Raw genomic sequence first — 7,021 nt, 5'->3', positions numbered from 1 at the left:
TCTGGACGCCAACACCTTCACGGTCACGCCGCTCAACGGATCGACGTCGGTGACCGTGACGAGAGGGGCGCTGACTGTCACCCAGACGATCAGCGGGGCGACGACCCTGACGCCGGTCTGACCCCCACTCCCGTCCATCATCTGAGGGGGTCTCCAGCCGCCCGCCAAGGCTGCAAGTTGAACGCTCCGCTGGTTTTCCTCGCGTCTCAGGGCGCGGCGATCTCCTGAGAAATGAAATGTTTTGGACGGCTGTTTCAGGGGTGATCCCTGACGGAAATGTCCAGTTCGCATTCCTTCTCAGAAGCCGCCGAAAGCTATCTCCAGCATGGCGGGTCCGGCCGCTTCCTTCCGATCGTCGTCGCCTGGTTCGGGCCTCAGGCCGTCGAGGCGATCACGCCGCTTGCGGTGCGTCAGGCGGCCGAGGCGGCCTATCCTCAAGCGGCTCCCGCGACCCGCAATCGCCAGTTCCTGACGCCGGCTCGCGCCGTCCTCTATCACGCCCATGAGTTGGGCTGGCGCATGCCGGCGAGGATCCGGCCGTTCCGGGCCCCGAAGCCTCGCGGTGAGCTTCCGGCCAGCCGACGCTGGATGGAGCGGTTCGTCGAGCAGTGCGACGCTGACGGACTTCCACACCTGGCCGCCTGCGTCCTGTTCATGAACCTGACCGGTGCGAGGATTTCCGAGGCGGTCGCCCTGCTCGGCCGGGACGTCGATCTTCGTCGCCGGACGGCGTTGCTGGTGAAGACAAAGACGGAGATCAACAGCCTGCGCCATTTGCCTGAGCATCTGGCCGAGCGGATCCGGGACCTCGACCCGGGCCCGGACGATCGCGTGTTCCGCTACACCTCGCGGTTCTCCGTCAATGAGAGGATGCGGGCGGTCTGCAGTCGGGCGGGGCTTCCCTACAAGTCCGCGCACCGCGCCGGACGACATGCCTTCGCGACGAATGCTTTGAACGGCGGCGTCAGCGTCCGGGTCGCCATGGACGCCGGCGGCTGGAAAACGTCGAGCATCTTCCTGGAAACCTACACTCACACGATCGATGCCGGCCGCACTGTCCGGGACATGTTCGACGCCCAGCATCATCGCGACCAGTTCTGACGACCCCATACCCGCGCCACTCAGCGGCGCGGGTTCGGAGCCTCGGCTCCAATCAGAAGCCGTCCCAGAGGCGGTCCCGACCATTTGCATCACCCGAGACATGAGGAGGCCGCACTGTGGGCCAATCCCACCTTAACGAACCCGCGATCGCGGCTGCGTTCGCGAAGCTGGTCGCATTTGCGCCAGGCTTTGCGGGCGCAGTCTTTTCGCTCGCGTTCGTCGAAAAACTGACCCGTCGTGGTCGCGTCGTCGCTGTGATGGCGGGGCTTCTGTCCGCCATGTTCATCGCGCCCGCTATCTGCGCGATCTGCGACCTGTTCTGGCCTGGCGATCTCCACGGATCCATCACGAAAGCGATCCAGTTCCTCACGGGACTCTGCGCCATGGGCTGCTTGCCGAAGCTCCTCGGCTGGCTGGAGAAGCTCGCCGGCGATCCCCTGAGCTTGCTCAAGGTAAAGGTAGGTCCGGCATGACCCTTCTGTTCCTGTCCCTCTGCGGCGTCCTGGCGATCTCGATCGTCTCGATCGTGGTCCTGGTCGCCCTGTTTGATTGGGCGTCGGCGCCCAAAGGCGAGCGCCTGGCCCTGTCCGCCATCGCCTCAGGTCTGTTGATGGCGGCGCATCCCCGGCTCAGCGCCGGTAACGTCGGCATGGGCGATCTGATCTTTCTCGGCGGGATCCTCGCCCTGGTCGTATTCACATACGGCCGCAGGCTCGCCCAGCGCGCTCAGCGTCACACCCCGCCTTTCCTCGCCGGCGATCGTGGCCCGGAGATCGTGACCACGATCGCGCGCACCCGCCGCTAGTCGGCGGCCCTCCAAGCGCCTCCCCGCGCAACCCTTCGAAATCTGGAGACTGACCATGCTCACCGAACGGGCGCGCTTCGAGCGCGCCTTACCCTTCCTGCTGCGTCATGAGGGCGGCTATGTGAACCATCCGCGCGATCCCGGCGGCGTCACGAACCTCGGGATCACCCTCGGGACCGCAAAGGCCTGGCGCCTGGATCTGGACGGCGACGGCGACGTCGACGCGGCCGATCTGCGCCTCCTGACCCCCGCGACGGCCGCGCCGGTCTACTATGACGGCTACTGGCTCAAGGCGCGCTGCGATCGTCTGCCCGCCGGCGTCGATTACATGATCTTCGACCTGGCCGTGAACTCGGGCACGAAGCGCGCGATCCGCTATCTGCAGCGCGCCGCCGGCGTGACCGAGGATGGGGTCATCGGTCGAAAGACGGAGGCCGCCGTCGCTGCAATGCGGCCCGACCGTCTCGTCGATCGACTGAGCGAGATCCGCGAGGAGTTCTATCGCTCGCTATCGACCTTCGACACATTCGGCAAAGGCTGGCTGCGCCGCCTGGCCGAGGTCGAGCATCTCGCCACGGTCTGGGCGACGGTCCCCGTTGTGGAGCTGGCCGCATGACCCGGCTCGCATGGAAAGTCCTCGGCGGCCTGGTCGCCTTCGGCCTGGTTCTGATCGTCGCGGGTGAACTGCAGCGGACGTTCGCCCGATCGGAGCGACTGGCTGACTGTCAGGCCATCGCCGCCGGCGATCTTGGCCGCCAGAAGGGCGAGCGGTGTCCCGCCCCGATCGTCGATCAGCTGACGGCCGCCGCGAAGGCCGAGGCCTGCGTCTCCCGGATCGGTCGACTCGATTCCGATCCTCAGCGCTGGGCCGCGCCGCTCAACTGCGACGCCCGGATCCATGAACTGACGGCCGCCCAGAACGTGGGGCTCGATACGATCCTCGATCGGGATCGCGAGATCTTCGACCTCCAGTCCGGCCAATCGGCCGCCATCGCCCGGGCGCAGGCCCGAGGCGCTTCTCAAGCCCGGAGTTACGCCAATGCTCAAGCCGCAATCGACGCTGCGCCTCGCGATCCTTCTGGCCTTATCGTCTGCGACGCTGGCTGCATGCGCCAGCTCGCCGGCGGCCAGGCCTCAGGAGGTCCCGCCTCAGCCGGTCATCGCGACCCGCGTTGAGACACGGACCGTATGCCCTCCCGAGTTGCTCGCTCCCCTGCCGACGGCCGTCGCCCTTCCCCAGGGCGCGACGCTGCAGGGAAGTCCGGAGGGGCTCGACTACGTCGCCCAGCGCTTCGCCCGCGAGGATCTTCTCGGTTCCGTGATCGCGGATGCGAGGCTGTCCTGCCCTGCGACGGCCCCGCCGATCCAGCGACCGCCGCCTGACGACTGATCGCCCTTCGCAGTGATCGCCAAGGCCGGACCCGTTCTGGATCCGCGACCTCCCGAGCCTGCCGCGATCGGTCGCCAGGCTCGCTCGACCTCCCGATCGGCGGCCCTCCCGCCGTACTCAAGCCCCCGGGCCGCTCGCTTCGCGCGGGCGGCCCGGGGGTCTTTTCGCGTTTCTGGGCCGGATTCCGGGCAGTCCGGCATGCGAACCGGGTTCGCATCTCCGTGACACAGGCTGCTTGCGTTGAGGATCGCTTCGGCTAAGAGGATCGCCGCGCGCCCCTTTGGCGAAATTGGTAGACGCAGGGGACTCAAAATCCCCCGCCGCAAGGCGTCCCGGTTCGAGTCCGGGAGGGGGCACCAGCGCGCTTTTCCCGACATTTCCCGGAGCGTCCCGAGCGCTCCGACGATCGCGCCAGCGCCGCAAGAGCGCCGCAAGCGGACTAACCTGTTGATTTGTAACAGGTCGCGCCGGGCTCAAAATCCGGTTCCGCGAGGAGTGTCGGTTCGAGTCCGACCGGGGGCACCACCTTTCAGCGCCACCCCCGCCTGACCGGCCGCGCCGCCTCCTCCAGCGCCAGCAGGAATCCTTCCTGCCCGTCGTCGCCGATCTGGGCGGCCAGCGCCGCAGCCTGCTGGACCAGATGCTCGACCTCCTCGCCGCCGCGGCTTAGCGCCAGCCGGGTCAACGCCACCGCTCGCGCCCTGAGCAACACCAGCGCCGCCGCCGGATGCCGCCCCTCCAGTCGCGACGCCCACAACGGCACCTCGTCGGCCGAGCCGCGCAAGTCGCCGGCCCGGGCCACGACCATCTCCCCCGCCTCGCGCAGCGCCGGCCAGTTCATCAGGAACCTCAGCCCCGCCGTCGCATCGGGATAGGCCGCCGCGTGCGCTAAGGCGCGGTCCAGGGCGACGACATCCTCGAAGTCGGCCAGCTTCGCGATCTCGGCCCGCAACGGGGCCTCGGCCAGGGTCCGTTCGAACAGCATCCAGCGCGCGTCCGAGGCGCCCTTCGTATCCCCCTCGGCCTCCAGCACGGCGACCTCGGCGGTCAGCCAGCTTTCCGGCGGCGGCGGCGGCGGTTCGGGTTCACGTCGTCCCCAGCGCGATCCCTCCTTCATCACAAGCCGTGACGCCTCCAGCGCCGCGCGCGCCTCGGCCGCCCGTCCCGCTTCGGCCAGCCGCCGCGCGATCTCGGCGCCGATCTCAGGCTTCACACGATCCTCGTCCGGCAAGGCCGCGATCCACGTGTCCAGATCCCCCGCCCGGTCCGCCAGTTTCCGTACCACCAGCGCCAGCCGCCCGGTGGGCTTCGGCCGGCCCTCGGTGATCCCGACCAGCAGCGCCCGCGCCAGAGGCGCGCTCAGCCCCGCCGCCCCGCGCCCGATCCACGCTCCCCATTCCGACAGCCGCGTGTTCAGCGCCTCGATCAGGATCGGCGCCGCGACCTCGGGCCCCGCCAGCGACGCCGTGGCCGCCAGCTCCGTCGAGGATCCGTCGAACAACAGGGCCAGTTCGCCCTTCGGGTCCTTCACCCGGGACGCCAGCCCCGGATAGAGGTCGAACCACGCCACCAGCCGGTCCAGCCCCAGTCGCGCGTCCATGGCCGCCAGCTTCTCGACGATGATCCGCCGCAGGGTCGCCAGGTCGGCCAGCAGCTCCGGTCGTTTTCGCCACGACACCCGCGTGCGGCTCCCCGCCAGGGTGTTCAGCCGCTTGTCGATCTCCAGCGCCAGATCCGCCGCCCCAACCTCGGCCGCCAACTCCATCCGCAGACGCCGCTTCCAGCCGGCGTCCTCGCCGGCCATCTCCATCAACAGGTCTGCCAGCCGCCCGTCCCCCAGCGCCTTCAGGTTCGCCGCCGACAGGGTCTTCTTCGCCGTCGCCGGTCGTTTCGCCATGGTTCGCCTTGTTGTCAGGGTCGGTCAGTGTGCCGAACGGGTCACATCAGCGATAGGTCCGATGTCCTCCGCCGCACAGCCTGGAACGCTCCGGTTCGTCGATCATTAATCCGGCAGTCCAACAGGCCAGTCCCATGATCGCCCTCACCCTTGCCCTCGCTCTGTTCGCCGACCCCTCGCTGGGCCAGTCCACGCTGACCCGCGCGTCTCTCGTCGAGCCGGCCCCGGCCATGGCGATCGAACCCGCTCCGGCGCCGATGCTGCAGAGCGTGGCGGTGACCCTGGAATGCACAGCCTTCGCCGACGGCCGCGTCGGTGAATGCGCCGTTATGGAAGAGACCCATCCCGGCATGGGCTTCGGTGATGCCGCCATCGCCCTGATGGCGGACGCGACCACGGACCGGTCCACGGCGGACCACAGATTCGCCCGCACCATCCAGTTCATGCCGTAACGACGGCGTCGCCCCCGTCATCTCGCAGTTGCGAAAAGTTACAGGCCGGGCGGTTGCGACGGAGCCTCGCAAGGCTCATCTGGGCCCAATGACCTCAGCCACAGACGACAGCGCCAAGCCCAAAGGCCCGGGCTTCCCCGAGTTCGTCTGCATGATCGCCCTGATGATGGCGCTGAACGCCCTGGCCATCGATTCCATGCTGCCGGCCCTGCCCGACATCGGGAACGCGCTGGGAGTCACCAACGAGAACAGCCGCCAATGGGTCATCACCGCCTATCTGCTCGGCTTCGGCGCGATGCAGATCGTCTACGGCCCGCTCGCAGACCGGTTCGGCAGGAAGCCGATCCTGATGATCGGCGTCGGCGTCTATGTCGCCTTCAGCCTGCTGGCCATGCTGGCCCCGACGTTCGAGACCCTGATCCTGGCCAGGATCGGCCAGGGCATGGGCTCGGCCGCCACACGGGTTCTGGCCGTCTCGATCGTCCGGGACCGGTTCTCGGGCCGGACCATGGCCCGGGTCATGAGCCTCAGCTTCCTCGTCTTCCTCGGCGTCCCCGTCATCGCCCCCTCACTGGGTCAGGCCATCCTGCTGGTCGCGCCGTGGGAGGCGATCTTCGGCGTCCTCGCCTTCGCCGGCGTCGCCCTGATGATCTGGGCCGGCATCCGCCTGCCCGAGACCCTGCACCCCCGGGATCGGCTGCCGATCCAGGCGACGCGGATTGCTCTGGCCTTCAAGGAAGCGCTCACCAACCGCATCTCCATCGGCTACACCCTGGCCATGACGGCGATCACGGGCGCCCTGTTCGCCTTCATCAACTCGTCGCAGCAGATTTTCTTCGATGTGTTCGAGGCGCCGGGCCTGTTCACCACCGTCTTCGCCCTGATCGCCGGCGGCATCGCCATCGCCTCGGTCGTCAATGCGAAACTGGTCGAGAAGCTGGGCTCGCGAATGATCGGCCATACAGCCTTGCTCGGCTTCATCACCTTCGGCGCGATCCACCTGATGGTCACCCTCAGCGGTCACGAGACCATCTGGACCTTCGGCATCCTTCAGGCCTGCACCATGTTCTGCTTCGGCCTGCTGGCCGGAAACTTCGGGGCCATGGCGATGGAGCCCATGGGCCATATCGCCGGCACCGCCTCCTCGGCCCAGGGATTCATCTCGACCATCATCGGCTCCCTGATCGGCTTCGCCATCGGCCAGTCGTTCAATGGCACGGTCGTTCCGATGACGCTGGGCATCACAGCCTGCGGCATCGCCGCCCTGGGATTCGTCCTGCTGGCCGAACGCGGCAAGCTGTTCGTGGCGCGCAATCGCGTCCCCGTCCCGGCCGAATAGGCGACGGGCGTCAGCCCCCTTGATCTCGCCACGCTTT

Annotated in this window: 9 protein-coding genes and 1 tRNA gene; 9 read left to right on the top strand and 1 reads right to left on the bottom strand. The window is 68.0% G+C overall.

Annotation, left to right across the window (positions count from 1 at the left end):
* Positions 1-276 precede the first annotated feature (276 nt).
* The 7 genes from RMO01_RS13695 (at position 277) to RMO01_RS13665 (ending at position 3,655) form a co-directional block, all read left to right on the top strand.
* A complete protein-coding gene (locus tag RMO01_RS13695; RefSeq protein ID WP_309629614.1) occupies positions 277-1,101 on the top strand; it encodes a tyrosine-type recombinase/integrase in 825 nt (274 codons plus the stop codon).
* Between the two features lie 116 nt (positions 1,102-1,217).
* Positions 1,218-1,574 carry a hypothetical protein gene (locus RMO01_RS13690; RefSeq protein ID WP_309629613.1) on the top strand — a complete coding sequence of 119 codons (357 nt, stop codon included), beginning with the start codon at positions 1,218-1,220 and terminating at the stop codon, positions 1,572-1,574.
* Positions 1,571-1,906, top strand: a complete 336-nt coding sequence (locus RMO01_RS13685; protein WP_309629612.1) for a hypothetical protein — start codon at positions 1,571-1,573, stop codon at positions 1,904-1,906. Before RMO01_RS13690 ends, RMO01_RS13685 begins: the two co-directional genes overlap by 4 nt.
* Before the next feature lie 55 nt (positions 1,907-1,961).
* Positions 1,962-2,522, top strand: a complete 561-nt coding sequence (locus RMO01_RS13680; RefSeq protein WP_309629611.1) for a glycosyl hydrolase 108 family protein — start codon at positions 1,962-1,964, stop codon at positions 2,520-2,522.
* Positions 2,519-3,082, top strand: coding sequence for a hypothetical protein (locus RMO01_RS13675; RefSeq protein ID WP_309629610.1), 564 nt, complete (start codon positions 2,519-2,521; stop codon positions 3,080-3,082). The genes RMO01_RS13680 and RMO01_RS13675 overlap by 4 nt, the downstream gene beginning before the upstream one ends.
* 25 nt (positions 3,083-3,107) lie before the next feature.
* Positions 3,108-3,296, top strand: coding sequence for a hypothetical protein (locus tag RMO01_RS13670; RefSeq protein WP_309629609.1), 189 nt, complete (start codon positions 3,108-3,110; stop codon positions 3,294-3,296).
* A gap of 274 nt (positions 3,297-3,570) precedes the next feature.
* Positions 3,571-3,655, top strand: a tRNA-Leu gene (locus tag RMO01_RS13665).
* 170 nt (positions 3,656-3,825) lie between these two features.
* On the opposite strand, the gene RMO01_RS13660 is transcribed toward RMO01_RS13665, so the two are convergent.
* Positions 3,826-5,193, bottom strand: coding sequence for a DUF6880 family protein (locus tag RMO01_RS13660; protein WP_309629608.1), 1,368 nt, complete (start codon positions 5,191-5,193; stop codon positions 3,826-3,828).
* A 134-nt stretch (positions 5,194-5,327) separates the two neighbouring features.
* Between RMO01_RS13660 and RMO01_RS13655 the strand changes: the two genes are divergently transcribed.
* Together RMO01_RS13655 and RMO01_RS13650 are read left to right on the top strand one after the other, a co-directional pair.
* Positions 5,328-5,645, top strand: coding sequence for a hypothetical protein (locus tag RMO01_RS13655; protein ID WP_309629607.1), 318 nt, complete (start codon positions 5,328-5,330; stop codon positions 5,643-5,645).
* 88 nt (positions 5,646-5,733) lie between these two features.
* Positions 5,734-6,984, top strand: coding sequence for a multidrug effflux MFS transporter (locus RMO01_RS13650; RefSeq protein WP_309629606.1), 1,251 nt, complete (start codon positions 5,734-5,736; stop codon positions 6,982-6,984).
* Positions 6,985-7,021 lie beyond the last annotated feature (37 nt).

The sequence above is a fragment of the Brevundimonas sp. genome, assembly GCF_031412435.1.
GTDB lineage: Bacteria > Pseudomonadota > Alphaproteobacteria > Caulobacterales > Caulobacteraceae > Brevundimonas.
This window is presented reverse-complemented; position numbering and strand designations above follow the sequence as displayed.